The organism is Grimontia sedimenti, from assembly GCF_011045095.1.
Classification (GTDB): domain Bacteria; phylum Pseudomonadota; class Gammaproteobacteria; order Enterobacterales; family Vibrionaceae; genus Enterovibrio; species Enterovibrio sedimenti.
The window spans coordinates 123,063-145,321 of the sequence record NZ_JAALDL010000003.1; the positions used below are offsets into that span (position 1 = coordinate 123,063).

At 48.7% G+C, this 22,259-nt stretch carries 26 protein-coding genes and 1 pseudogene; 20 read left to right on the forward strand and 7 right to left on the reverse strand.

Going from position 1 to position 22,259, the window contains the following annotated elements:
• Positions 1–26: 26 nt before the first annotated feature.
• The 13 genes and pseudogenes from phnD to phnP all read left to right on the forward strand — a co-directional run bounded on the left by phnD (position 27) and on the right by phnP (position 10,454).
• Entirely contained in the window at positions 27–1,022 is a 996-nt protein-coding gene (phnD, locus tag G5S52_RS05900) for a phosphonate ABC transporter substrate-binding protein (RefSeq protein WP_165012218.1), read from the forward strand.
• A gap of 74 nt (positions 1,023–1,096) precedes the next feature.
• The gene (phnE, locus tag G5S52_RS05905) at positions 1,097–1,885 is read left to right on the forward strand and encodes a phosphonate ABC transporter, permease protein PhnE (RefSeq protein ID WP_165012219.1); all 789 of its coding nucleotides are present in this window, start codon (positions 1,097–1,099) and stop codon (positions 1,883–1,885) included.
• Between the two features lie 72 nt (positions 1,886–1,957).
• Positions 1,958–2,653, forward strand: a complete 696-nt coding sequence (phnF, locus tag G5S52_RS05910; RefSeq protein WP_165012220.1) for a phosphonate metabolism transcriptional regulator PhnF — start codon at positions 1,958–1,960, stop codon at positions 2,651–2,653.
• Complete coding sequence (phnG, locus tag G5S52_RS05915) at positions 2,654–3,106, forward strand: phosphonate C-P lyase system protein PhnG (RefSeq protein WP_165012221.1); 453 nt, start codon at positions 2,654–2,656, stop codon at positions 3,104–3,106.
• Positions 3,103–3,717 (forward strand): phosphonate C-P lyase system protein PhnH, encoded by a 615-nt coding sequence (gene phnH / locus G5S52_RS05920; protein ID WP_165012222.1) that lies wholly within the window; start codon positions 3,103–3,105, stop codon positions 3,715–3,717. The genes phnG and phnH overlap by 4 nt, the downstream gene beginning before the upstream one ends.
• The gene (locus tag G5S52_RS05925; RefSeq protein ID WP_165012223.1) at positions 3,702–4,802 is read left to right on the forward strand and encodes a carbon-phosphorus lyase complex subunit; all 1,101 of its coding nucleotides are present in this window, start codon (positions 3,702–3,704) and stop codon (positions 4,800–4,802) included. The genes phnH and G5S52_RS05925 overlap by 16 nt, the downstream gene beginning before the upstream one ends.
• Positions 4,799–5,686, forward strand: a complete 888-nt coding sequence (locus G5S52_RS05930; RefSeq protein WP_165012224.1) for an alpha-D-ribose 1-methylphosphonate 5-phosphate C-P-lyase PhnJ — start codon at positions 4,799–4,801, stop codon at positions 5,684–5,686. The genes G5S52_RS05925 and G5S52_RS05930 overlap by 4 nt, the downstream gene beginning before the upstream one ends.
• Before the next feature lie 26 nt (positions 5,687–5,712).
• Positions 5,713–6,498: a phosphonate C-P lyase system protein PhnK gene (gene phnK, locus G5S52_RS05935; protein ID WP_205743804.1), complete on the forward strand. Its 786-nt coding sequence runs from the start codon at positions 5,713–5,715 to the stop codon at positions 6,496–6,498.
• Between the two features lie 8 nt (positions 6,499–6,506).
• Positions 6,507–7,228 (forward strand): annotated as a pseudogene (gene phnL, locus G5S52_RS05940) (phosphonate C-P lyase system protein PhnL).
• 15 nt (positions 7,229–7,243) lie between these two features.
• Positions 7,244–8,380 carry an alpha-D-ribose 1-methylphosphonate 5-triphosphate diphosphatase gene (gene phnM, locus G5S52_RS05945; RefSeq protein ID WP_165012226.1) on the forward strand — a complete coding sequence of 379 codons (1,137 nt, stop codon included), beginning with the start codon at positions 7,244–7,246 and terminating at the stop codon, positions 8,378–8,380.
• 20 nt (positions 8,381–8,400) lie between these two features.
• The gene (gene phnN, locus G5S52_RS05950) at positions 8,401–8,976 is read left to right on the forward strand and encodes a ribose 1,5-bisphosphokinase (protein WP_165012227.1); all 576 of its coding nucleotides are present in this window, start codon (positions 8,401–8,403) and stop codon (positions 8,974–8,976) included.
• Entirely contained in the window at positions 8,969–9,631 is a 663-nt protein-coding gene (locus G5S52_RS05955; protein ID WP_165012228.1) for a DapH/DapD/GlmU-related protein, read from the forward strand. Before phnN ends, G5S52_RS05955 begins: the two co-directional genes overlap by 8 nt.
• Positions 9,632–9,695: 64 nt before the next feature.
• Positions 9,696–10,454: a phosphonate metabolism protein PhnP gene (phnP, locus tag G5S52_RS05960; protein WP_165012229.1), complete on the forward strand. Its 759-nt coding sequence runs from the start codon at positions 9,696–9,698 to the stop codon at positions 10,452–10,454.
• A 31-nt stretch (positions 10,455–10,485) separates the two neighbouring features.
• On the opposite strand, the gene catB is transcribed toward phnP, so the two are convergent.
• The gene (gene catB / locus G5S52_RS05965; RefSeq protein ID WP_165012409.1) at positions 10,486–11,115 is read right to left on the reverse strand and encodes a type B chloramphenicol O-acetyltransferase; all 630 of its coding nucleotides are present in this window, start codon (positions 11,113–11,115) and stop codon (positions 10,486–10,488) included.
• Between the two features lie 133 nt (positions 11,116–11,248).
• Here catB and G5S52_RS05970 point away from each other — a divergent pair, with 133 nt between their 5' ends.
• The gene (locus G5S52_RS05970; RefSeq protein WP_165012230.1) at positions 11,249–11,824 is read left to right on the forward strand and encodes a redoxin domain-containing protein; all 576 of its coding nucleotides are present in this window, start codon (positions 11,249–11,251) and stop codon (positions 11,822–11,824) included.
• Positions 11,825–11,883: 59 nt separating this feature from the next.
• Here the strand turns inward: G5S52_RS05970 and G5S52_RS05975 are convergent, their stop codons facing one another.
• Entirely contained in the window at positions 11,884–12,705 is an 822-nt protein-coding gene (locus G5S52_RS05975) for a c-type cytochrome (RefSeq protein WP_165012231.1), read from the reverse strand.
• A 241-nt stretch (positions 12,706–12,946) separates the two neighbouring features.
• Complete coding sequence (locus G5S52_RS05980) at positions 12,947–13,918, reverse strand: hypothetical protein (RefSeq protein WP_165012232.1); 972 nt, start codon at positions 13,916–13,918, stop codon at positions 12,947–12,949.
• 140 nt (positions 13,919–14,058) lie between these two features.
• On the opposite strand from G5S52_RS05980, the gene G5S52_RS05985 reads away from it, so the two are divergent.
• Positions 14,059–14,523 carry an Lrp/AsnC family transcriptional regulator gene (locus tag G5S52_RS05985; RefSeq protein WP_165012233.1) on the forward strand — a complete coding sequence of 155 codons (465 nt, stop codon included), beginning with the start codon at positions 14,059–14,061 and terminating at the stop codon, positions 14,521–14,523.
• A gap of 22 nt (positions 14,524–14,545) precedes the next feature.
• On the opposite strand, the gene G5S52_RS05990 is transcribed toward G5S52_RS05985, so the two are convergent.
• The gene (locus tag G5S52_RS05990; protein ID WP_165012234.1) at positions 14,546–14,917 is read right to left on the reverse strand and encodes a hypothetical protein; all 372 of its coding nucleotides are present in this window, start codon (positions 14,915–14,917) and stop codon (positions 14,546–14,548) included.
• A gap of 157 nt (positions 14,918–15,074) precedes the next feature.
• Here G5S52_RS05990 and G5S52_RS05995 point away from each other — a divergent pair, with 157 nt between their 5' ends.
• Positions 15,075–15,974: a pyridoxal-phosphate dependent enzyme gene (locus G5S52_RS05995; protein ID WP_165012410.1), complete on the forward strand. Its 900-nt coding sequence runs from the start codon at positions 15,075–15,077 to the stop codon at positions 15,972–15,974.
• A gap of 50 nt (positions 15,975–16,024) precedes the next feature.
• Here G5S52_RS05995 and G5S52_RS06000 read toward each other — a convergent pair whose 3' ends face one another.
• The gene (locus G5S52_RS06000; protein WP_165012235.1) at positions 16,025–16,678 is read right to left on the reverse strand and encodes a heme-binding beta-barrel domain-containing protein; all 654 of its coding nucleotides are present in this window, start codon (positions 16,676–16,678) and stop codon (positions 16,025–16,027) included.
• Positions 16,679–17,106: 428 nt separating this feature from the next.
• Here G5S52_RS06000 and G5S52_RS06005 point away from each other — a divergent pair, with 428 nt between their 5' ends.
• Positions 17,107–17,739, forward strand: a complete 633-nt coding sequence (locus G5S52_RS06005; protein WP_165012236.1) for a flavin reductase family protein — start codon at positions 17,107–17,109, stop codon at positions 17,737–17,739.
• Positions 17,740–17,801: 62 nt separating this feature from the next.
• Here G5S52_RS06005 and G5S52_RS06010 read toward each other — a convergent pair whose 3' ends face one another.
• Positions 17,802–19,142 (reverse strand): calcium-binding protein, encoded by a 1,341-nt coding sequence (locus tag G5S52_RS06010; RefSeq protein WP_165012237.1) that lies wholly within the window; start codon positions 19,140–19,142, stop codon positions 17,802–17,804.
• A gap of 450 nt (positions 19,143–19,592) precedes the next feature.
• Complete coding sequence (locus G5S52_RS06015) at positions 19,593–19,898, reverse strand: hypothetical protein (protein ID WP_165012238.1); 306 nt, start codon at positions 19,896–19,898, stop codon at positions 19,593–19,595.
• 198 nt (positions 19,899–20,096) lie between these two features.
• Between G5S52_RS06015 and G5S52_RS06020 the strand changes: the two genes are divergently transcribed.
• The 3 genes from G5S52_RS06020 to G5S52_RS06030 all read left to right on the forward strand — a co-directional run bounded on the left by G5S52_RS06020 (position 20,097) and on the right by G5S52_RS06030 (position 22,255).
• Positions 20,097–20,618 carry a GNAT family N-acetyltransferase gene (locus G5S52_RS06020; protein ID WP_165012239.1) on the forward strand — a complete coding sequence of 174 codons (522 nt, stop codon included), beginning with the start codon at positions 20,097–20,099 and terminating at the stop codon, positions 20,616–20,618.
• Between the two features lie 108 nt (positions 20,619–20,726).
• The gene (locus G5S52_RS06025; RefSeq protein ID WP_165012240.1) at positions 20,727–21,317 is read left to right on the forward strand and encodes a TetR/AcrR family transcriptional regulator; all 591 of its coding nucleotides are present in this window, start codon (positions 20,727–20,729) and stop codon (positions 21,315–21,317) included.
• 83 nt (positions 21,318–21,400) lie between these two features.
• Positions 21,401–22,255 carry an alpha/beta hydrolase gene (locus tag G5S52_RS06030; protein WP_165012241.1) on the forward strand — a complete coding sequence of 285 codons (855 nt, stop codon included), beginning with the start codon at positions 21,401–21,403 and terminating at the stop codon, positions 22,253–22,255.
• The last annotated feature ends 4 nt before the right edge of the window (positions 22,256–22,259 follow it).

Genomic DNA, 22,259 nt, shown 5'->3' on the forward strand with positions numbered 1-22,259 from the left:
CCGTTAACACACAAAGGACGATGACGATGTTACGAGCACTACGCACATTCACCTGTGGACTTGGCATGTTGGCTGCAGCCGTCGCTGCACCAGCGTCTGCAGAGGAAAAAATGGACACCCTGAACTTCGGTATTATTTCTACGGAATCCCAGCAAAACCTTAAATCAGTGTGGGACCCGTTCCTAGACGACATGAGCAAGAAACTGGGTATGGAAGTGAAAGCCTACTTTGCTCCTGACTACGCGGGCATCATTCAGGGCATGCGTTTCGACAAAGTTGACGTTGCATGGTTTGGTAACAAATCCGCGATGGAAGCGGTCGACCGTTCTGGCGGTGAAATCTTCGCCCAAACTGTCGATTCAGAGGGTAACCCAGGCTACTGGAGCCTTTTGGTGGTTCATAAAGACAGCCCAATCAACAGCGTTGAAGACATGATTGCAAGCCGCAGCAAGCTGGCCTTCGGTAACGGTGATCCTAACTCTACTTCTGGCTTCTTGGTGCCTTCTTACTATGTGTTCGCGAAGAACAACATTCAGCCGAGTGACTTCAAACGCACACTGAACTCAAGCCACGAAGTGAATCTGTTCGCGGTCGCCAACAAGCAAGTGGATGTGGCGACCAACAACACCGAAAACCTGCGTCGTTTCGAGCGCAACAATCCTGACAAATTCAAAGACATCAAAGTCATTTGGCAATCGCCACTCATCCCTTCTGACCCCATCGTATGGCGCAAGAACCTGCCAGATAACGTGAAGGAAGACATCTACAGCTTTTTCATGAACTACGGCACAACCGGCGATGCCCAGGAAGTGGCGATTCTGAAAGGTCTGGACTGGGCACCGTTCAAACCATCAAGCGACCTGCAACTGCTGCCTATTCGCCAACTGGCGCTTTACAAGCAACTCAATGGCCTGAGCAACCAAGACAAGCTTTCTGATGAGCAAGCGGCAGAGCTGGCAAACATCAAGAGTTCTCTGGCTGCCCTGAACCGCCAAATGAGTGCGCTCGAGGCAATGGAATAGACATGCTATTGAGCCGGAACCCGTTCCGGCTCTTCTTTTTTACTCGGTTATTTGTAGCCTGATGGGATTTTAAAATGAGCAGTGATACCGCCGTTTTAGCCGCGCCACAAACCTCTCACTGGAAACGCTTTGTCGGCATGTTATTTGTTGCCATTGTGCTTGCCTGGTCTTGGCAAGGATCTGAGATGAACCCAGCACAACTCGTCAAAGATGCTGGAAACATGGCAGAGCTGGGATCTGATTTCTTCCCGCCGGATTTCACGCATTGGAAGCTTTATGTTGATGAAACCCTGATCACTATCCAAATCGCCATTTGGGGCACTGTGCTTTCTGTCCTCCTTTCGATTCCTTTCGGGCTTCTATGTGCAGAAAACATCGTGCCTTGGTGGGTTTATCAGCCAATGCGCCGTTTGATGGATGCCGCGCGTGCCATCAACGAAATGGTTTTCGCGATGTTGTTCGTCGTCGCTGTTGGTCTGGGGCCATTCGCAGGTGTTCTCGCACTGTTTGTTCACACTACGGGCGTGCTCGCCAAGCTGTTTTCTGAAGCGGTCGAAGCGATTGATATCGGGCCTGTTGAAGGCGTTCGCGCCACCGGAGCAAACAAGATTGAGGAAGTGATGTACGGGGTGTTACCTCAAGTATTGCCACTTTGGATTTCGTTCACCTTGTACCGGTTCGAATCGAATGTACGTTCCGCCACCGTAGTCGGCATGGTGGGTGCAGGTGGCATTGGTGTGATGCTTTGGGAAGCGATTCGCGGTTTTCAGTTCCAACAAACCGCCGCCATCATGCTGATCGTGATTGTGACTGTCAGTTTGATCGACTTTGCATCTCAGTACATTCGCAAGATGTTTATCTGATAACCCGATTTTTATTTCACCCAACTTGTCTAGATAACCCGAAAACGCAAAGGGGTTAAAAAGGGATTAACCATGCGAGTGTATTTAGATATCGCCAGGCATCTTGAACAGGAAGTTCGCCATTATTTTCAGGCGGGGGATTACCTGCCGCCTGAATCCAAGCTGGCGAAGAAATATGACGTTAACCGCCACACGGTAAGACGCGCCATTGATGAACTGGTGTTCACGGGGCTTATCGAGCGCCAGCAGGGGCGCGGCAACATGGTGGTCAGCCAACCCTATGACTATCCGCTTCACGCTGGTGCGCACTTTACAGACAACTTGATGGAGCAGGGGAGTTTGCCGACCAGTCAGGTGATCAGCAGGGGGCTCGTGGCTGCGAACGAGAAAATAGCAGGCATGTTTGGTGTTGAGCTGGAATCGCAAGTCATCAAACTTCGCACGCTTAGAAAGATAAACGGCATGCCAGCGAGCGTGATTGATCACTATCTTGCAGACCTTCATTGGTGGCCCGTCGTGAAGCATTTCGAAGTCGGCTCGCTACACGCTTTTCTCAAAGACAAGTTGGACGTTCACCTTACCCGTAAAAGTACTCGGCTCAGAGCCATGATGCCGAAAAAGACAGATTGCCGATTGCTTCAGCTATCCGGCAAGACTCCCATTATGGTGTTTAAAACCACCAACGTGATCACAGGAACCGACCGGATTGTGGAGTTTTCATCATCCCACACACGTTCGGATCTGGTTGAGATTGTTTTGGAGCATTGAATGGAACAGGAAAAACAAACACCGCGCCATCACTGGATGTCAGTCCTCGCCAGAGCGGATGCCAATGCGCTGATAGCGCACTGGGATAACCTCAGCCTGACACCACAATACCAATTGGTACGCGCACCAGAAATCGGCTTGGCGCAGGTACGCGCTCGAATGGGTGGGACAGGCAACGCTTTCAATATGGGCGATGTCACCATCACCCGTGCTGTGGTTCGATTGGAAAGTGGCGAGCTGGGTTACAGCTATGTCACTGGAAGAAACAAGCAGCATGCAGAACTCGCCGCTGTGGCGGACGCATTGATGCAAACCTCTGCACATGATGCGCTGCAGCAAACCCTGATATCGCCGCTCGCTGCAGAAAAAGCAGAACAAGAACAGTTGCGAGCACGGGAAGTGGCGACCAGTAAAGTGGATTTCTTCACCATGGTGAGAGGAGAGGACGAATGAGCAAGATAACCGCGGGTTTTGATACTCCCGTGCATGATGCGCAGCAGGTCTTCCGTGAGTTGATGGAGGCGATGTCACGCCCCGGGAAACGGGTTTCATTAGGCTACACCGCACAGTTTGGGTCAGCCAGTCGAGCAGCGACCCAGGTGTTACTGACGCTCGCTGACAACGCTACCCATCTTTGGCTATCAGAAGACTTCAATGCAGATGAAGCCTTGGTTGAAAACATCCGTTTTCATTGTGCCGCACCGCTCGCTGATCAGAAGTGTGAGTCTGTTTTTGCCCTTATTAGAGGCAGTGAGCTGGAGGGTTTCGAAGGCTTCAATATTGGGGACGAACACTATCCCGATAGAAGCACCACCTTGATTATTGAGGTGGATAGCCTGATGGAAGGCGATGTGTTGACGCTTACTGGGCCCGGTATTCAGTCGACAACGAAAATTGAAGTGAAGGGTTTGAACCCGCTGCTTCTTCTGGCTTTGGTAACGAAACGCAGCCACTTCCCCCATGGCGTAGACATTCTGTTTACGTCTGGCTCCGACGTTATTGCATTGCCTCGCTCGACCGAAGTGAACCTGGAAGTTGAGGAGGCCACATGTATGTCGCTGTAAAAGGTGGTGAGAAAGCCATCGCTGCTGCTCATGAATTGCAGGACAAAAAACGCCGGGGCTCTTTTTCGCAAGCCGCGCTGAATGTCAAACAAATAGCCGAGCAACTGGCGGGTGCGACAGATCGTGTGATGACCGAAGGCGGCATCTATGACAAAGAGCTCGCAGCGTTAGCGATCAAACAAGCGGGCGGTGACTTGGTGGAAGCTATCTTCCTGCTTCGCGCCTATCGCACTACTTTGCCTCGGCTGGCGGTGACGGAACCTGCCAATACCGAAACGATGAAAATCGAGCGCCGCATCTCTGCAACGTATAAAGATTTGCCCGGGGGACAGGTCCTTGGGCCAACATATGACTATACCCATCGGTTGCTTGATTTTGCTTTATTGGCAGAAGGTGGGGAACGTAGCGAACCCGCCAAACTGAGTGATATCGAAGAGATGGCTCATTGCCCAAGGGTGATGAGTATTCTGGAAAACCTCGACCTGACGGTGACTGAGGAAGATAACGGTGCAGCGCCGGATGATATCACCATGGAGCCACCCACATTCCCGGCGAACCGGAGTGCAAGGTTGCAGCAACTCGCGCGCAGTGATGAAGGGTTCTTGCTGGCATTGGGCTATTCCACCCAACGTGGTTACGGGCGCAATCACCCGTTTGCCAGTGAAATTCGCTCTGGCAACGTCACGCTTGAAGTCGTTCCTGAAGAGTTAGGCTTTGCCATTGAAATTGGCGATATCGAAATGACCGAATGCCAGATGATCAATGGTTTCACTGGCAGTAAAAAGCACAAAGCGAAGTTCACTAGAGGTTACGGCGTCACGTTTGGATTCTCTGAGCGTAAAGCGATGTCGATGGCGTTGGTAGATAGAGCGTTGCAATGTGGCGAATATGACGAGGTGCCACAAGGCCCCGCTCAGGATGAAGAGTTTGTGTTAGCGCACGGCGACAATGTTGAAGCCGCGGGTTTTGTCAGCCACCTGAAGTTGCCTCACTACGTAGACTTTCAGGCTGAGCTTGAACTCATTCGCAAGCTTCAAAAAGAATTTGATGCCCGCGACGCATCGGGCGAAGGAGAAGCGCTATGACTATGCAAGCCGTTCAAAGTGGTTACAACTTCGGTTATCTCGATGAACAAACCAAACGCATGATTCGACGTGCCCTGTTAAAAGCCATTGCGATTCCCGGTTATCAGGTGCCGTTTGGTGGCCGTGAAATGCCCATGCCGTATGGTTGGGGGACTGGTGGCATTCAAATCACCGCTGCCATTATCGGTGAGCCTGATGTGCTTAAAGTGATTGACCAGGGGGCTGACGACACCACAAACGCGGTGTCTATCCGCCGCTTCTTTGAAAAGGTTGCCGGCGTTGAAACGACTGAGCGCACAGAGCAGGCTACGTTGATTCAAACCCGCCACCGGATTCCAGAAAAGCCGCTGAACGAAGGCCAGATTCTGGTGTATCAGGTGCCAATCCCTGAGCCATTGCGTTTTATCGAACCGCGTGAGACGGAAACGCGCAAAATGCATGGTCTGGAAGAATATGGTGTGATGCACGTGAAGCTTTACGAGGACATCGCGCGCTATGGCCATATCTCGACCGCATACGCCTACCCAGTGCGGGTGAATGGTCGCTACATCATGGATCCTTCGCCCATTCCGAAATTCGATAACCCCAAGATGGATCAAATGCCCGCGCTGCAACTCTTTGGCGCTGGGCGTGAGAAGCGTATTTACGCCATTCCCCCTTATACCGACGTGAAGAGCTTAGATTTTGAAGATCACCCCTTTGAAATCCAGCAATGGGGTGAGCCTTGCTGCATCTGTGGTTCAACAACCAGCTTTCTAGATGAGGTAGTAACGGATGATAAAGGCAATCGGATTTTCGTGTGTTCTGATACCGATTATTGCAATGACCAGCAGTCAAAAAATGCCCTGAAAAAGGAGCAAGAGGAGAAGCGCGCGTGTCAGTAACAGAATTAGGTCGCGAGCACGCGACGATGCGAGCAACGAACTTGCAGCCACTATTAGAAGTACAAAACCTCACCAAGCTGTATCAGCCAGGCAAAGGCTGTCAGGACATCTCTTTTGATTTATGGCCAGGCGAAGTGCTGGGTATTGTGGGTGAGTCAGGCTCTGGAAAAAGCACCTTGTTACGTGTGCTCTCAGGTCGTGAAACGCCAGATTGTGGCGCAGTGAATTACCAGTTTGAGGGTGGCTCACAAGCGAGCCTCTACGCGCTTTCTGAAAGTGAACGCCGTCGATTGCTGCGCACTGATTGGGGAGTGGTTCATCAGCACCCAATGGATGGATTACGCCCACGGGTTTCTGCTGGCGGCAACATCGGCGAGCGACTGATGGCAGTAGGAAACAGACATTACGGCGATATTCGGGAGCAAGCGTTGGACTGGCTTTCTCAGGTGGAGATTCCTAAAGACCGAATCGACGACATGCCAATCACTTTCTCTGGCGGTATGCAGCAGAGGCTACAAATTGCACGCAATCTGGTGACGCATCCAAGACTCATCTTTATGGATGAACCGACAGGTGGGCTTGATGTGTCTGTGCAGGCAAGGCTGCTGGATTTGATTCGAAATCTCGTTACGGACTTAGGGCTGTCTGTGGTCATCGTGACCCATGATTTGGCTGTCGCGAGATTGCTTGCGCATCGACTTGTGGTGATGAAAGAGAGTCGAATTGTTGAAACCGGGCTGACCGATCAGGTGCTCGACGATCCTCAACATCCTTACACACAGTTGCTCGTATCATCCGTCTTGCAGGGGTAGGGAAGACCATGACAAACACAACCATGTTAAGCGTGTCGAACGTCAGTAAGACTTTTGTTCTTCACAATCAAGGGAGCGCAAAGCTCTCCGTACTGGCTGACTCCAGCTTCTCTGTCGACAAAGGAGAGTGTGTCGTGCTGCTGGGGCGTTCCGGTGCTGGGAAGAGTACCTTGCTCCGCGCGCTCTATGCGAACTACCTCGTCGATAACGGCGAAATTAAGGTACGACACCAAAATACAACGCAAGGCGAGCATTGGGTGGATATTGCCAGTGCACTGCCCCGCGACATTCTGGATGTTCGCAAAAAACCTTAGGTTGGGTGAGCCAGTTTCTGCGTGTTATTCCCCGCATCAGTGCGCTGGATGTCGTCGCGCAACCTTTGGTGGAACAAGGGGAATGCAAAGAAACGTCACGGCAAAAGGCTGGGGCTTTGTTGAAACGACTCAACGTGCCGGAACATTTATGGCATTTAGCACCCGCGACATTTTCTGGTGGTGAGCAGCAGCGTGTGAACATCGCTCGCGGATTTATCGTTGAATCACCGATTCTTTTGCTGGATGAACCGACGGCATCACTGGATGAAAAGAACCGTGATGTCGTGATTGAACTCATTCTGGAAGCCAAGCAAAGGGGCGCTGCGATTGTTGGCATATTCCACGACGAATACGTCCGCCAGCAAGTGGCAGATAAGTTCTACGACATTTCAACCGCTAAATTGAAATCGGCTTAAGGGAAGGAAGCGACAATGATCATTACCAATGTTCAACTGGTGTTGGAAGACGAAGTCGTTAATGGCTCGTTAGAAGTTGAGAATGGCATTATTCGCGCCATGTCTGATTCGCCCAGCTATCAGCCAGGAGCAGTAGATGGCAATCAGGGATGGTTGATGCCGGGGCTAATTGAGCTGCATACCGACAATCTGGAAAAGTACTTCATGCCGCGACCAAAGGTCAGCTGGCCTGAATTCTCGGCCATGGCAGCGCATGATGCGCAACTTATCGGAGCCGGTATCACAACGGTTCTGGATGCGATTGCAGTCGGTGACGTGCGCGATGGTGGTCATCGTCAGGATAACCTCGACAAGATGATCAATACCATTGTCCAAAGTGGCGAAAGAGGTTTGAATCGCGCTGAGCATTTCGTTCATATCCGTTGTGAGTTGCCCCACGAGACGACGGTTGATTTAGTTAAGCTTTATCTCGACTTGGATCAGACTCATATGGTGTCCCTGATGGACCATTCTCCGGGTCAGCGCCAGTTCGTGAATCTCACCAAGTATTACGAGTACTATCAGGGTAAATACAACCTCAATGACGAGGAGATGGCCGCATTCGAACAGGATCAGCGTGAAAAGTCCGCGATATGGTCAGACCTAAACCGACGCGCGATTGCGAGCCTTTGCCATGACAGAAATATTCCTCTTGCAAGCCATGACGATGCGACCCGTGCCCATGTTGAAGAATCCCGTGCTTTGGGACTTGTTTTGGCGGAATTTCCTACTACCGTTGAAGCGGCGCAACGTTCCCACGAACTTGGTTTGAAAGTCATGATGGGAGCGCCCAACGTGGTTCGTGGTGGCTCGCACTCAGGCAATGTCGCAGCGCATGAGCTGGCGTCGTTGGGCGTGTTAGATGCACTGTCGTCTGATTATTTCCCTGGCAGTTTGTTGGATGCGGTTTTCCGTCTTGCAGATGATGAGCGCAATGCGCTGGATCTGCCCTCTGCGACATGCCTAGCGACACGTAACCCTGCGTCCGCGCTTAGCCTTTCAGATCGCGGCATCATTAAAGAGGGCATGCGGGCAGATTTGTTGCTCGTAGAGCGTCATTACGATCAGCCTTATGTGGAGCAGGTCTGGCGTCAAGGGCGCCGCGTGTTTTAACCCAAAGGCAGGACAAGAAAATGGCAAAGCTGTTTTATGTGCTTGGTGCTTCTGGGGCAGGGAAAGATTCGCTGATCAATACCGCCAGAGAGCACTTCTGCGACAAGTTGATGGTGGCGCATCGTTACATTACACGGCCTGCTTCTGCTGGCAGTGAAAATCATGTTGCCTTGTCAGACGACGAATTTGATCTTCGTATCAAGCAAGAACTGTTTTCCATGCACTGGCGAGCGAACGGACTGCGCTATGGGGTGGGGCGTGAAGTGGAAACTTGGTTGGCGTCGGGCATAGATGTGATGGTGAATGGTTCTCGAGCGTATCTACCCTTCGCCAGAGGGGTATTTGGAGAACAGCTGGAAGTCGTATGGATCTCAGTCAACCCTGATGCACTTAGAGAACGTCTCGAAGCCCGGGGCAGAGAAAGCGTAGAAGAAATTGCCCAGCGATTGGAACGCGCCATTCACTATGACGCGATGCGCCCGGCCAATGCGATTCATCTCAACAACAGCGGGAAACTTGAAGACACCGTTGCTCAGTTTGCTTGTGAATTAGATATCGCACTCTGCAAAGAAAACGGAGGTAATCACCGTGGATGAGCATCACACTGACACAAATCTCACTTTGCATGAAGAGACAACAATTTGTCGCGATACTGTGGTAACTGACTCGGTGCTCGGGCGATGGACTGAAGTCGGCGAACGAACACTATTGGAACATGTTGCACTGCAAGACTTCAGCTATATTGGTCCCGACAGTGAAGTGGCGAACACTGACATTGGTAAGTTCACCTCGATTGCTTCAAAGGTTCGGATTAATCCCGGCAACCACCCTTGGTGGCGGCCGACGTTACATCACTTTACCTATCGTCCCGGAAAATATGGAATGGAAGATCTCCATCAGGCCGGCTCAGACAAGGATGCAGAGGTATTCGACTGGCGGGCGGAAAACCGGGTGACGATTGGGAATGATGTCTGGATTGGGCATGGTGTCATAATTCTCCCCGGCGTCAGCGTCGGAGATGGTGCGATCATCGGCGCAGGCAGCGTAGTCACCAAAGATGTGCAAAGCTATACCATTGTGGTTGGTAATCCCGCGAAGATGTTGCGGCCAAGGTTTGAAAATCCAGACACCGCGAGAAAGTTGGAAAGCCTGTGCTGGTGGGATTGGCCGGAAGAGAAAATCAGGCAGTATTTTCCATACTTTCAGCAAAGTGCCGAAGCCTTTATTGAAGCAGTAAAGAAGCACCACTGACTGTCAAAACTTGAAGGGTATAAAGTTGGGTGCATACCCAACTTTTTTGTGCATGGAAGGATTAATGTTGAGAGTGACCTTGCTAGGAACAGGGGCGGCAGGGGGCGTTCCCCTGTATGGATGTGAATGTGGGGCGTGTCGGCGGGCCAGAGAGCAAACTGCATTTGAGCGAAAACCCTGCTCCGCAATGGTGGAATGGGGTAAAGGGAGCACCCGAGAAAGACTATTAATTGATGCAGGCCTGATGGACTTGCACGAGCGCTTTCCTGCAGGTACCTACCATGGCTTTTTGCTTACGCATTTTCATGTGGACCATGTTCAAGGTCTTTTTCATTTAAGGTGGGGCAACCCATCGCCCATCCCTGTGTGGTGTCCAGATGATGAGCAAGGCTGTGCTGATTTGCTCAAGCACCCTGGCTGCCTGAGATTTCTTCCGGAAATGAACCATGGTGATGTGGTCAACATTAATGGACTGCGTGTTACCCCACTTCAACTCAGACACTCGCGGCCGACTGTTGGTTACCTGCTGGAATATGGGCCGAAAAGTATTGCTTACCTCACCGATACAGACGGACTGCCAGCCCAAACGCTTGATTTCCTCGCCTCGTTAACGCAACTGGACGCGTTGATTCTCGATTGCTCATTTCCGCCCGAGCACGAGGGCTCAAACCACGGAAACGTTGAAGCGGCCTGGCAGGTATATGAAAAGCTCCAGCCGAAGGAACTCATCATCACTCATATCGGCCATGAGCTTGATTGTTGGTTAATGGATAACGATATCCCTGATTGGATGGAAATAGGTAGGGAAGGGATGGAGATATAAGGGCGACTTGTCGCCCTAATGCATTAAAAACCTACTCGGAAACTTGTGTCTGCCAATATTTGTATAGCCCCTCAATCTCTGAAGAGCACATCAAATCCATACAGCCCTTCAGTTGTTCATCGCTCCAGTTCCACCACTGCATTTCTAGTAGCATTTGAATTTCAGCCTCACAGAACCGGAACTTGATGTGCTTGGCGGGGTTAGAACCCACCACTTCGTAAGGGGCGACATCTTTCGTCACCAGCGCGCGACTGGCAATGATGGCACCGTCACCAATCTTCACGCCTGCCATAATCATAGCTTCTGAACCAATCCAAACATCGTTACCTATCACTGTATCACCTGCGCGTTTGAAGCCGTCTTCGGCACCAGTAAAGTTCTTATTGTCCTGATAGAAAAACGGGAAGGTACTGACCCAATCCGATCTGTGGCCTTGATTGCCCGCCATCATAAATACTGCGCCGGAGCCAATGGAACAGAAGCTGCCAATGATGAGCTTATCGACATCATCGCGGTTGGGCATCAAATAACGAGCGCAATCGTCAAAGCTATGACCGTGATAATAGCCAGAGTAATAGCTGTGTCTGCCGACAACGATGTTTGGATTGGTGATTTGATCGGCAATAGGTTTGCCAACAAAAGGTGATTCGAAATAGTTCATGGTCTTTTTCACTGAAGTTGCTGCGCGAGAATGATACTCCTGAGATATCGGACAACCAAAGGAAACTTGACGTGAGTATCTGTAGAAAGATACATTTGTTTCGTATCGAAACTAATGTTGATGGGAGGAAAATATGTCGAGTGTATTATCCGGTCAGACTTTCAAGCTGACCGCTAGTGAATGGTTGAATACGGAGCGACCTATCGAACTTAATGAATATCTGGGGAAAGTCGTTGTCATCTATGTATTTCAAATGCTGTGCCCTGGTTGTATTTCCCATGGACTGCCACTGGCAAAGAACATTCAGAGCACATTCTCAGACTCAGGCGTTCAGGTCATTGGTCTGCATTCTGTTTTTGAGCATCACGATGTGATGACCCCTGATGCACTGCGAGCGTTTATCCATGAATATCGTATTGAGTTTCCCGTAGCGATTGATCAACCGAGTGAGCACAACCCAATCCCAAAGACCATGGACCGTTATCAGTTTGGTGGAACGCCGACGCTTCTCATTCTGGATCAGCATGGAAAACTCAGGCTAAACCATTTCGGTATGCTGAGTGATATGCAGGTGGGAGCGCTTATTGGTTCGCTGCTGGAAGAGGGAGCAAATGCTGAGGCAGAAAGTCAAACTTTAGATACCCAAAGCCCGGATGGTAAGGCTTTAGAAGAAAATAATGGGTGTGATGAGTATGGTTGCAAGGTATAAATGTTTGCTCTTTCAAACTTGCTGTAGTTGAGAGCCGACACGCGGTCGGCTCTTTGATTTTACTCGTTAATCTTATCAAGCATTTTCAGTGAGCCCATATAAGCCATATATTCGATAAGCTCGTTCAACTGCTGGTCAGATAGGTGCTCAAACTTCAGCATTCGAGATTTGGCGCGATATGAGTTCGGGTTCTTAATGAAAGCCTTTAAGTATTCGATATCTCTATATTCAGTAATATTTTTGGGGATATTTAATTCCGGGCCAATGTCGCCACCTTCCAGATTAATAGAATGGCAAGAAATACATGTGGATTTAAATGCATTGTATCCGGCCATAATAACGGGTTTATCTTCCGCTCCCGAAGGGTAATAACCCGGTTTTGGCGCTTGATAATTAAGCTCTATCTTATAAACCTGAAACGGCCATATCCAATTGTTATATTCTTTAGGATCTGTTGTCATGACATAAAATGGCCCTGGATTGAGCGTCTCTTTGCCTTCACCAATGTCGGTGAATTTCCCTTCAGTACCTTGCTCGCCAGTCACCACGACCAAAGGGCTTTTCGTTGTGCCTTTAGACCAAGTGGCGACAAAGCCATCCAACGCGACAAACTTGATTTCTTCTACTTTGCTGAAGTCAACGCCGGCCTGGCTTGCAACATCTTTGAAGGACAGACCTTCGTAAGCCATTGGCTTGTTGTAAACGGGAGACTGAAACGACAGTGAGCGCTGAGCCGCCGACGCTTCCATCTGATCAATGCTTACTGTTTTCTCAAAGAGTACCTGCTGTCCATCTTTGAGAATAAATTCTAATTTTCGGTCATCTGCTGAACTCTGAAACGAAATAAAACCTAGCAATATTGCAAAAACGAACCTGAACATATCGTCACCTTTTTATTGAACATCCTGTTTGGTTTCATTTTGATAGTAGTCTTAGAGGTTGATTATATTGATATTTATTTGTCTACTTTGAAACTGATCAAGTTAATTTTTCGGAGTGTTATGAGTGAGGGTGAATATTGTGAAGATTATATGGTCTTTATTTATAAAAAAGACAAAAAGGGTAGGCATTAATTGGGGAAGGTAAGATGTAAGGGGGAGAAGTTCCCCCTATTTGAGTAGGCTAAGCAGTCGCAACGGAGCGGTAGAAAAGACGCTCATAGCGTTTGCCATCGATCAGCCGCATTAGTCTGGATACAACACCCACTAAAACCAATGCAAAGACCAATCTTCCCCAGAAGATGGCAGTAAAGTCAGCACCAATCACCAGCATCAAGAGGGTATCTTCGATCAGGCTGTGCAGTAGCCCGAGCAAAGTAATGGCTGTAAATATATCCCGAGGCGGTATATGCCCCTTCTTGGCCTCATTGATGAGCAGGCCACCTCCATATGAAAGACCCAAAGTTATACCAATCAGCGTCAGATTCGTGGCCTCTTTGCTGATGCCAAGCAAACGAAGGAAAGGGCTGAGTGCCTTGGCGATAAGTTTTTCAATACCTATTACCTTGAGAATGTTTAGTACGAATATCAAGGCGACGATAATCACGAAGACCAAAATCAAATTCTGGAGCTGACTAATCCCCCAGGCTGCAAGCGACGTGGCTGTTTCCATGGAGGGTTGCCAGATGATTTTTGCCTGTTCTTGCAGCGATCCCGTTGCGCTATATGTCAAATGTAAGAGCCAGCCAAGAAGCAATGCACCGCCAACACGGGTAAGAATGCTCCACCAGACAGAAACACCAGATTTCTTGGCGAGCCCGACTTCAATTGGCATTGAGTGCGCAAGCAAGATCATGCAGCTTAGAATGGAAGCTTGGGCTACTGACATGGTGACATCAGTGTTTATAAGAACGACAAGAGCAGAGTATATATTCACAAAGATAGCGGTCGCCCAGACTAAGCCCATTTCACTGGGAAGGCCAACTGCATTCATCAGAGGCGCAATGAAACTGGAAAACCAGACCACGCCACCGAACTCTTCGAAGATCTTTACCACGATGATGGTGGGAATCATGACCTTATAAAGTGTGATTGCGACATTGACGCTCTCAGCTAGCGTTCTCTGGAAAAATTCACAACTTGTTTCATATCCCACCTCCTTGTGCTGCTGAGAAACTTAATACTAAACCGTTTTGGTGTGACTAAATTTCTATTTAGTGGGGATAATTAGCTGTTTATTTCTTTTGTTTGGGCGTATAAGAAATTTAGGGCTCAGAAAATGGATAGTGAAGAAATATGGAAATCGACCGTATCGACAAGCGTATTTTGATGGCACTTCAAACTGATAATCGTATTGCCAACGTTGAACTGGCTGAGCGGGTAGGGCTGTCTCCCCCTGCTTGTTTGAAGCGGGTAAAGCGACTTCGTGATGAAGGTGTTATCGCAAAAGATGTGTCGATTCTTAACCCAGACTTAGCGGGCGTGAAAATGACGATGATCGTTTCTGTGGAAATGGAGCGCGACCGCAGGGAAATCTATCAGCTTTTCCGGGCTTCGATTCTAAAAGCTCCGGAGGTGACCCAGTGTTACCAGACTTCCGGAAGCTATGATTTTGTTTTGCTCGTCAATGTACCGGATATCAAAGCTTATGAAGCGTTTGTCGAGCGAGTGCTGCACACTGATTTGAATATCCGGAAGTTCCACACATCAGTTGCGATGCGTCAGGTAAAGTTTGAGACGGCAATTGGGTTGGGGGAATAAATCATAAATCCCCAAACCCCATCTAAGCTTCGGAAAATGGTGTCGGTCCTTTTAATGCCGCGCCACACCAGTAGCAGTTTGCCCTGCGCTTTCTGATGGTATGTCCGCATTCCGGGCAATTTTTAACAGCAGATACGGTGATTTTTCCATCCAGCACGCCGTCTCTCATGTCTATTTCTTCCATTTTCTTCAGAAGATCATCCTCGGTATAACCGAGATGGTTGGACAGCAATTCCCACATGGCCTGATTGGCAAGAGATAGGGTGTCTAACCTGTCTTCGAGGTAATTTACGTCGCTGGCATTGCGCTCAGATTTGACAGAAGCTTGAGTCGCTGTTGAATGGTTTCGTCCAATTTGTCCTGACTGAAAGATAGTCCATAGGAAATTTGACATCGAGTACTCCTTTTCCATTTCGCTCGACGTTTGTTTAGGTCGTCAGCTCATCATATCGTTAAAGTTTGTTTAGAAAGTGTACATTCGTAAGAAGTGGCAGCTATACGGCGGGCAAACTGAGATATGATGTAACCTTCACCAAACAAGTTCAGTAATGATGAAGCTCTCCCAAACCTCGGTCACGCAACATCGCTTTGAAGGCTATTCCTTCTTCCTTAAACGAGACGATCAGCTCCACCCACATTTTTCTGGCAACAAAGCGCGCAAATTGATGGCGTTATTAGAACTGGAAGACAAGGTTGTTACTCATCTGATTGGCTATGGTTCTCCGCAGGCAAATTCACTGCTTTCGCTGGCAGCATTGGCGAAGATGAAAGACTGGCAGCTGGAGTTTTATGTCGATCGTATTCCCGGTTGGTTGAAGGAAAACCCGATTGGGAACTATCGGATCGCGTTGGAACTGGGCGCGGAAGTGATTGCAGTGTCGGAGCTGACGGATAAACCTATTCATCCCCATGATTACATTCATGCAAACCGGCTTGGCGAGGGATGTTTATATGTGCCAGAAGGTGGGCGTTCTCCCATTGCAGAGCGGGGCGTGGCGACGTTGGCGCAAGAGATTTTGGAGTGGGTGCAATCCAATCACATCGAAAATGTCTGTGTAGCGCTGCCGTCAGGAACCGGAACCACAGCGTTGTTCTTACACAAGCATTTGAAAGCACATGGTATTGAAGTTCTGACGTGTCCGTGTGTGGGGGGAAAAGACTATTTGGTTGAGCAGTTCAAGGAGCTCGGTGAAACTTCTTTCCCTGCGGTATTAGAGCCACCGACTAAGCATCATTTCGGAAAACTATATCGTCAAGATTATCAAATATGGAAAGCCTTACTGGAACAGACGGGGATTGAGTTTGATTTGTTGTACGACCCTTTGATGTGGCGATGTCTGAGCGAATGGTTACTGGAAAATGAGAACAAGACGCTACTCTATGTCCATCAAGGGGGCATTATCGGCAATGAGAGCATGCTGCCGAGATACCAACGAAAGTACGGTGAATGACCTTTCTGAGAGTTTTAAGAAAACGCCCTCCATACCGGAGGGCGTTTTTGTTAGTTGTTGACGCGAATCAGTGTGTCGCTGTCTGAATGTGAGAAAGGCTTTCCGTAGATATCGAGCTTAACTGTCTCAGTGTAAGTCAGCTTGTCGCCATCGATTTTGATGTTCATGGTGAAGTCTTTGGTGCTGGCATTGTTCGCCATAAAGTCTGACTGTGCGATACCGTCACCAGAAGCAACCAGAGTCATGTCGTTGCCTGCTTTACCTTCTGCCACTACGCAAGTCGCCCGAGGCACACAGAAAGAGTTGTAAACGGTCTGGTTTTTATGATCGTAAATCAGGTAGCCGCGCTGGTCATGAAATTTGGTGTCGTCGGCTTTACGGAAAACTTCCTGTTTGTAGTAAATCGCAGCCAGATACTGTTCGCTGGCGTTGGTGGCATCCGCGGCAACTTCAAATGTCATCACTTCGTACAGTGAAGTAGCAGCAGGTGCACCTTTGCCATTTTCTGTTCCCGCCTGGGCAGGGGAGACATCGACGCCACCTTGTTCAGTGCTTTTCCAGGTACCGACTAACTGTGCTAGTGGACCAAAGTTGATGCCGTCTATCACGCTATCTTGATTGGTTGCTTTGTCCTCAGCATAAGATGTAGCGCTGGCTGAAACAGCCAATGACAGCAGCGCAATTTTGATTGTTGTTTTGCTCATTATTGCTTCCTTTTATTTGTTAAGCCCAAGCTTTCCGTTGGGTATTTTCTTCACTCAACCCCTGCGTAGCTTGTGAGCGCTAAAATGCGTGGGTTGTTGAGTTGTGCGAGTTGGAACAGGCGAGTAGATCCTAAGGAAGCGATGACAAAGAATGTAGTCAGAGATAGACCAATACCATCAGTTTATTTGCGATGAAACAAAACCGGAAAATCAATAATAATCAGTAAAATTCAGAATATTTGATTGTTATTGAGAACTTTCATTGAGTGGACGATGATAGTGAGAGGTTATGCCCATAAATCCAGCATTCACAGGGGGCGAGGTTAACATAGAGTTAACAAGGAAGGCGTAATTCTAGAGACGGAATAATTGATCGAAATGGGCGTTAATCTGGTATTGAAAGGCAAATATCATAACGAGAGGCCATCATGCATTTCAACATCGAAGCGCTCAGAGAGCTTGAAGACAGGTATCGCGCCAAGCTCATTAACAGTCTTTCCGGTTTTAAAAGCGCAAATCTTATTGGTACAACGGATGGAAAGGGCAATCATAATCTCGCGATCGTAAGCTCCGTTTTCCACATTGGAGCCAACCCGCCTTTGGTGGGTATGATCATGCGTCCTCATACTGTCACCCGAGACACATTGGAAAATATTCTCGAACTTGGCGAATACACCATCAATCAGGTCAACGTCGAGATTTGGAGGGAAGCCCACCAAACCTCAGCACGTTATGATCAGCACGTCTCCGAGTTTGATGAGGCTGGTTTGACACCCGAGTGGGTTGATGGAGTCAAAGCGCCTTTTGTTGCAGAAAGCCGACTGAAATACTCGCTGGTGTTGAGAGAATCACAAACACTGGAGATCAACGGCACGGTATTAGTGATTGGTGAAATAAACCATGTGCTGGTGGAAGACGATGTGATTGCGAATGATGGGTATATCGATATTGAAGCGCTGGAAACCGTGGCTGTTTCCGGGCTGGATAGCTACCACGTCACCAACAGGTTAGGGCGACTGAGCTACGCGAAGCCAGACAAGAAACCAGATGTTATCGACTGAGAAAGCATCTGGCTGTAAAAAAGAAAAGCGGAGGGGAGACCTCCGCTTTTGAGTTTTAAGGGTTATACGAAATCAAACATAGACGCATCCAGATCGTTTGCGCTGAACTTATCCAGCACGATCTTGGTTGGTGCTTTATCAAATGTCATGATCACGTCTTCACCAGATTGGCGAATGTTGATGTCTGACATACGTGTTGCCAGCGTCTTCTGAATTGCAATGGTGTCCAGGTTGCCATTGAAGTCGAGAATGATGTCGTTTTCACTGCTGTTATTGAAGAAGAAGGTGTCGCGGCCAGCGCCACCAGTCAGGATGTCACGACCCATGCCGCCATCCAGATAGTCGTCACCGCCGCCGCCATTCAGGCGATCCAGTCCGTCGTGGCCGTAAAGCTTGTCGTTACCTGCTTCACCGAACAGTTTGTCGTTACCCAGGCCACCTCGGATAGTGTCATTCCCAGACCAGCCGTAAAGCAGGTCATCTTCAGTGTGACCATCGATGAAATCGTTGCCAAGGCCACCATAAATGGTGTCACTGCCTTCAAGTCCGATCAGGTGGTCATCACCTTCTTCACCCAAAATGGTGTCGTTACCTGAGCCACCGTTGACAAAGTCGTTGCCAAGGCCACCACTGACATAATCGTCCCCCGCACCGCCAAAGACCTGATCGTCATCGCCACGGCCATACAGTTCATCATTACCCAGGCCGCCATGGAGTTCATCGTTACCGTAGCCACCGTTAAGCATGTCATTGCCATTGCCACCGTCGAGATAGTCGTTGTTCAAACCACCGTAGATTTCGTCGTGGCCATCACCACCTTCCAGAAGGTCGTCGCCGTCTTTACCATAAAGCAGATCATCATCTTCGCCACCGAAGAGTTTGTCGTTGCCCAGTCCGCCGTCTAGTTTGTCGGTACCTTCGTTGCCCCAAAGTACATCATGGCCTTCGTCGCCTTCGAGTACGTCATTACCCGTGTTACCGAATAAGACGTCGTCACCTTTTCCGCCGCTAACGAAGTCATCACCTTCGTTACCTCGCGCGCGGTCATTGCCATCACCACCGTAAACTTTGTCATTGCCTTTGCCGCCATAAAGATCATCGTGACCCGTGCCACCATATAGGTTGTCGTCACCATCGAAACCTTCAACACGGTCATCACCAGAATCACCAAACAGGTTGTCATTCAACAGGCCACCACGTACCCAGTCGTTACCCGCATCACCATGCACTTCGTCAGTTCCATCGCCTCCGATAACCGTGTCATCGCCATCACCACCGTAGATGTAATCTGTTCCATCCCAGCCTTGGATGTAGTCGTTACCACCATGGCCATAGATGAAATCGACACCGTCTGTGCCTTCAATGATGTCGTCGTTTTCGGTTCCGTTGATGATATTCGCCATAGGTTCCTATTCCTTATTTTGAGAGATTGAAATGCTAACGTGGAGAAACCGCTTTCACGTGGTGGGGAATAATGCCATCTCTCACTGTTTGACCTGTCTTTGTGGTGAGACAAAATAGGGAATGCCAGAGTGTTTATCGTGATAATTACCCTGAGGAAGGTAGAAATAATTCATCTAGGATTAGTGTAGAAATAAATGCCGTTGTATGGCTGACATGGCCTGTAACGGAGTGGTTTTGGTATAAATAGTGATGAATATTCAAAAAAACAAAGCTAATTTAGGTGTCGCTTTAGGTATGGAAAGTCATACACAATTTAGATAGGCCTAATTTTATGCTTTTAATGAAAAAAGAATGAAACTAAAAGTTGGTACTTTTGTGGCGCTAAATGTGATGAATAAATAGTCAGACAATTCCCCCCGCCAAGTAGAACACGTGGCGGGGGCAGACTTTTATCCGTTTCGTTCAATCGTACGCTTTTGGCTCGCTGTGTATCCATCGGTATCGGTCATGCTGAATTCAACCCGTTGGGTGATTTGTGGCGATGCTGAAAAGAATGCCCTGCCGTATTCATCTGTGAGCTTTGAGCCAAGCAGATCGGAGCTGGTAACCACTTCAGCACCTTCAACAGGTTGACCGTTTTGGGTGACTTTGACAAAAGCACCGCCGTGTACCGGCGTGACCTTAATCTCCGTATTGGCCGCAAAAGCAGGAGAGGCAGCAAGGCTAAGAAGCAATGTAGCAAGGACCTTTTTCATTGTATTTTCCTCATAAGTGCGTTGATGCCAAATCACGTTAGCAATGAAAGATTGAGTCGAAAAGTGTTAACTGCATCGCGTTCAGGAAGGGTTAAGATTCAAGGGGATAACTGAATGAGCCCTTAACCAGGATGCTGATTTTGATAGTATTACTGGAAAGAAATTCTTTCCCATCAGTCACGGAACGGGTTATTTGAAATGTTTGAATTATTCACGCCAAGGTTAAAGCTTCGGGATTTTCTCAAAGAGGATTTACCTGACTATTTCAGCATGACCCAAGATGAGAAGTATCAACGTTTCTATTCGCCTGATGATGTTAGCGCAGAGAAAGCCGAGTATTTGGTGGCTTTGTTTCAAGAGCAGGCGATCTCCATACCACGCACACATTATCAGTTGGCAGTTTGCGATAAAGAAACGGATCAGTTTATGGGAACGGTAGGACTCAGGTTAGAACAGCCAGGAAAAGCGTCAGTAGGGTGCGGTTTGTCGCGTGAGTTTCATCATTCAGGACTGGCTGAAGAAGCGATGACAGCCTTGGTGGCATATGGCGTTGAATCTCTCGACATTCAGCAGCTTTATGCGGAAACGATCGCTGAAAACAAAGCTGCTATTCGCCTGTGTCAGAAAATGGGGATGAGTGAAATTGAACGTCGTACGAAGGATGTTACTTTTGCAGGTCGCCAGTGGGATACCCTTGTATTGAGCCGGCAACTTAAATGACATGAGCTTTACCAATAGGTGGCATCGACTACTCTGACCAGCGAACTCAGTGATTGATCTATCGAACGTTCGTGCTATTTTTATTTTTAGATGCTTGAGAGTCGTAAAATGAGCAAGAAAAAACAGACGCGGGAACAGATACTGACAGTCGCCTTTGAAATGGCGAGTCGGGACGGGTTGGAAAGCCTCACTATTGGCGAGCTTGCCAAGCAGGTGGGTATGTCCAAAAGCGGGTTGTTTGCGCATTTTAACTCGCGCAGTAATTTACAGGCGGCTGTCGTGATGTTTGCCGGCGAGTGCTTCGCTGCCCGCATTATCGTGCCTTGTCGTGAAGCGTCGCACCCCAGCATTGAAGCGAAAATTCGCCATATGCTAGATAACTGGTTGACTTGGAATAGTTCGTTTCAGGGAAGCTGCATGTTCTTGGATGCGTGGCGCGAAAGCCATGACGAAGAAGACCCAATGCAGCAGGCGTTGGAAGGAACAATCAAGAAGTGGCTGAACTATTTGCATATTCAATTCGAGAAAGGGATTGAGTCTGGTGAGTTCCGCGAAGATTTGGATTGTTGGCAAACCGTATATGAGCTTTACGGTTTGTACCTGAGTAGCCATCTGTTTAGAACGTTGAAACTTGAATCTGGAGGGGCGAAAAGGTTTTGGACAGGGATTGATGGCCTGTTCAATAAAGTCAGAAAATAATTGGTGGAAAGCAGATGCATACCGAATCTGCTTTTTCTTTGAGATGGAATAGCACGACCGTTCGAAAATGATGAGGAACATCCATGAGTAGCAAAATCTACTTTGGCAATAATAACCGGTTCAGCTTTAAACGTGGCGCTTTGAGTGTTGCCAGCAGGCTTCATCACACTATTGCTCCGAAGCATGCGCTTAAAACCGCCCGTCGTCTGTTTCTAACACCGGCAAAAGGACGCGAAACCAATCCAATGCCTGAGGGAATGGTAGTGGAAGCGGTACCAACGGCACAAGGTAAAATGATGACATACAAGTTGGGAACTGGGCCAACTTGGGTGCTGACACACGGCTGGTCAGGGTCTTCAAATCAGTTTTTTCCGTTGATGGAATACATTGCTGAAGCTGGCTTTACCGCGTTGGCTTATGACCACCCAGGACATGGCAAAAGCGAAGGTAAAGAAGGGAGTATTCCCGCTTTCCTCAACGCTTTGGATGACATTCTCAACCAACAGGAAAAGATAGAAGGTGTCGTGGCGCACTCAATGGGAGGAGCAACCTTGCTGGAAAGCGAGCACCATTCATTGCAAGGCAAGCCGATTATTCTTGTGGCACCGGTACTCAAATACTGGGACAACCTATTTGGCACCATTGAAGCGTCGGGTTACTCCATGAAACTGTTCAAAGAGGTGATTGCTTCTGTCGGGCAGGAATACAATGTCCGTATTGAAGATATCGATCCCTTCGTTAAGTTGGGTCAACGCCAATCTCCGGTTGTGATTGTTCATGACAAAGGTGACCGTTTTGCGCCATTTGGGGTGTCAAAAGAAGCGACCATTTATGACCATGTCACCTTGGTGGAAACAGAAGGGCTAGGGCATGGGCGTGTATTGAAAAGTGCTCCGTTAAAAGAAGCGTTTTCAAAAGTGGCCGGGCCGCTTACCTAAATCA

Coding starts and splice junctions, on each gene's coding strand:
- phnD (WP_165012218.1), top strand. CDS start 27: ATGTTACGAGCACTACGCACATTCACCTGTGGACTTGGCATGTTGGCT.
- phnE (WP_165012219.1), top strand. CDS start 1,097: ATGAGCAGTGATACCGCCGTTTTAGCCGCGCCACAAACCTCTCACTGG.
- phnF (WP_165012220.1), top strand. CDS start 1,958: ATGCGAGTGTATTTAGATATCGCCAGGCATCTTGAACAGGAAGTTCGC.
- phnG (WP_165012221.1), top strand. CDS start 2,654: ATGGAACAGGAAAAACAAACACCGCGCCATCACTGGATGTCAGTCCTC.
- phnH (WP_165012222.1), top strand. CDS start 3,103: ATGAGCAAGATAACCGCGGGTTTTGATACTCCCGTGCATGATGCGCAG.
- G5S52_RS05925 (WP_165012223.1), top strand. CDS start 3,702: ATGTATGTCGCTGTAAAAGGTGGTGAGAAAGCCATCGCTGCTGCTCAT.
- G5S52_RS05930 (WP_165012224.1), top strand. CDS start 4,799: ATGACTATGCAAGCCGTTCAAAGTGGTTACAACTTCGGTTATCTCGAT.
- phnK (WP_205743804.1), top strand. CDS start 5,713: ATGCGAGCAACGAACTTGCAGCCACTATTAGAAGTACAAAACCTCACC.
- phnM (WP_165012226.1), top strand. CDS start 7,244: ATGATCATTACCAATGTTCAACTGGTGTTGGAAGACGAAGTCGTTAAT.
- phnN (WP_165012227.1), top strand. CDS start 8,401: ATGGCAAAGCTGTTTTATGTGCTTGGTGCTTCTGGGGCAGGGAAAGAT.
- phnP (WP_165012229.1), top strand. CDS start 9,696: ATGTTGAGAGTGACCTTGCTAGGAACAGGGGCGGCAGGGGGCGTTCCC.
- catB (WP_165012409.1), bottom strand. CDS start 11,115: ATGAACTATTTCGAATCACCTTTTGTTGGCAAACCTATTGCCGATCAA.
- G5S52_RS05970 (WP_165012230.1), top strand. CDS start 11,249: ATGTCGAGTGTATTATCCGGTCAGACTTTCAAGCTGACCGCTAGTGAA.
- G5S52_RS05975 (WP_165012231.1), bottom strand. CDS start 12,705: ATGTTCAGGTTCGTTTTTGCAATATTGCTAGGTTTTATTTCGTTTCAG.
- G5S52_RS05985 (WP_165012233.1), top strand. CDS start 14,059: ATGGAAATCGACCGTATCGACAAGCGTATTTTGATGGCACTTCAAACT.
- G5S52_RS05990 (WP_165012234.1), bottom strand. CDS start 14,917: ATGTCAAATTTCCTATGGACTATCTTTCAGTCAGGACAAATTGGACGA.
- G5S52_RS05995 (WP_165012410.1), top strand. CDS start 15,075: ATGAAGCTCTCCCAAACCTCGGTCACGCAACATCGCTTTGAAGGCTAT.
- G5S52_RS06000 (WP_165012235.1), bottom strand. CDS start 16,678: ATGAGCAAAACAACAATCAAAATTGCGCTGCTGTCATTGGCTGTTTCA.
- G5S52_RS06005 (WP_165012236.1), top strand. CDS start 17,107: ATGCATTTCAACATCGAAGCGCTCAGAGAGCTTGAAGACAGGTATCGC.
- G5S52_RS06010 (WP_165012237.1), bottom strand. CDS start 19,142: ATGGCGAATATCATCAACGGAACCGAAAACGACGACATCATTGAAGGC.
- G5S52_RS06015 (WP_165012238.1), bottom strand. CDS start 19,898: ATGAAAAAGGTCCTTGCTACATTGCTTCTTAGCCTTGCTGCCTCTCCT.
- G5S52_RS06020 (WP_165012239.1), top strand. CDS start 20,097: ATGTTTGAATTATTCACGCCAAGGTTAAAGCTTCGGGATTTTCTCAAA.
- G5S52_RS06025 (WP_165012240.1), top strand. CDS start 20,727: ATGAGCAAGAAAAAACAGACGCGGGAACAGATACTGACAGTCGCCTTT.
- G5S52_RS06030 (WP_165012241.1), top strand. CDS start 21,401: ATGAGTAGCAAAATCTACTTTGGCAATAATAACCGGTTCAGCTTTAAA.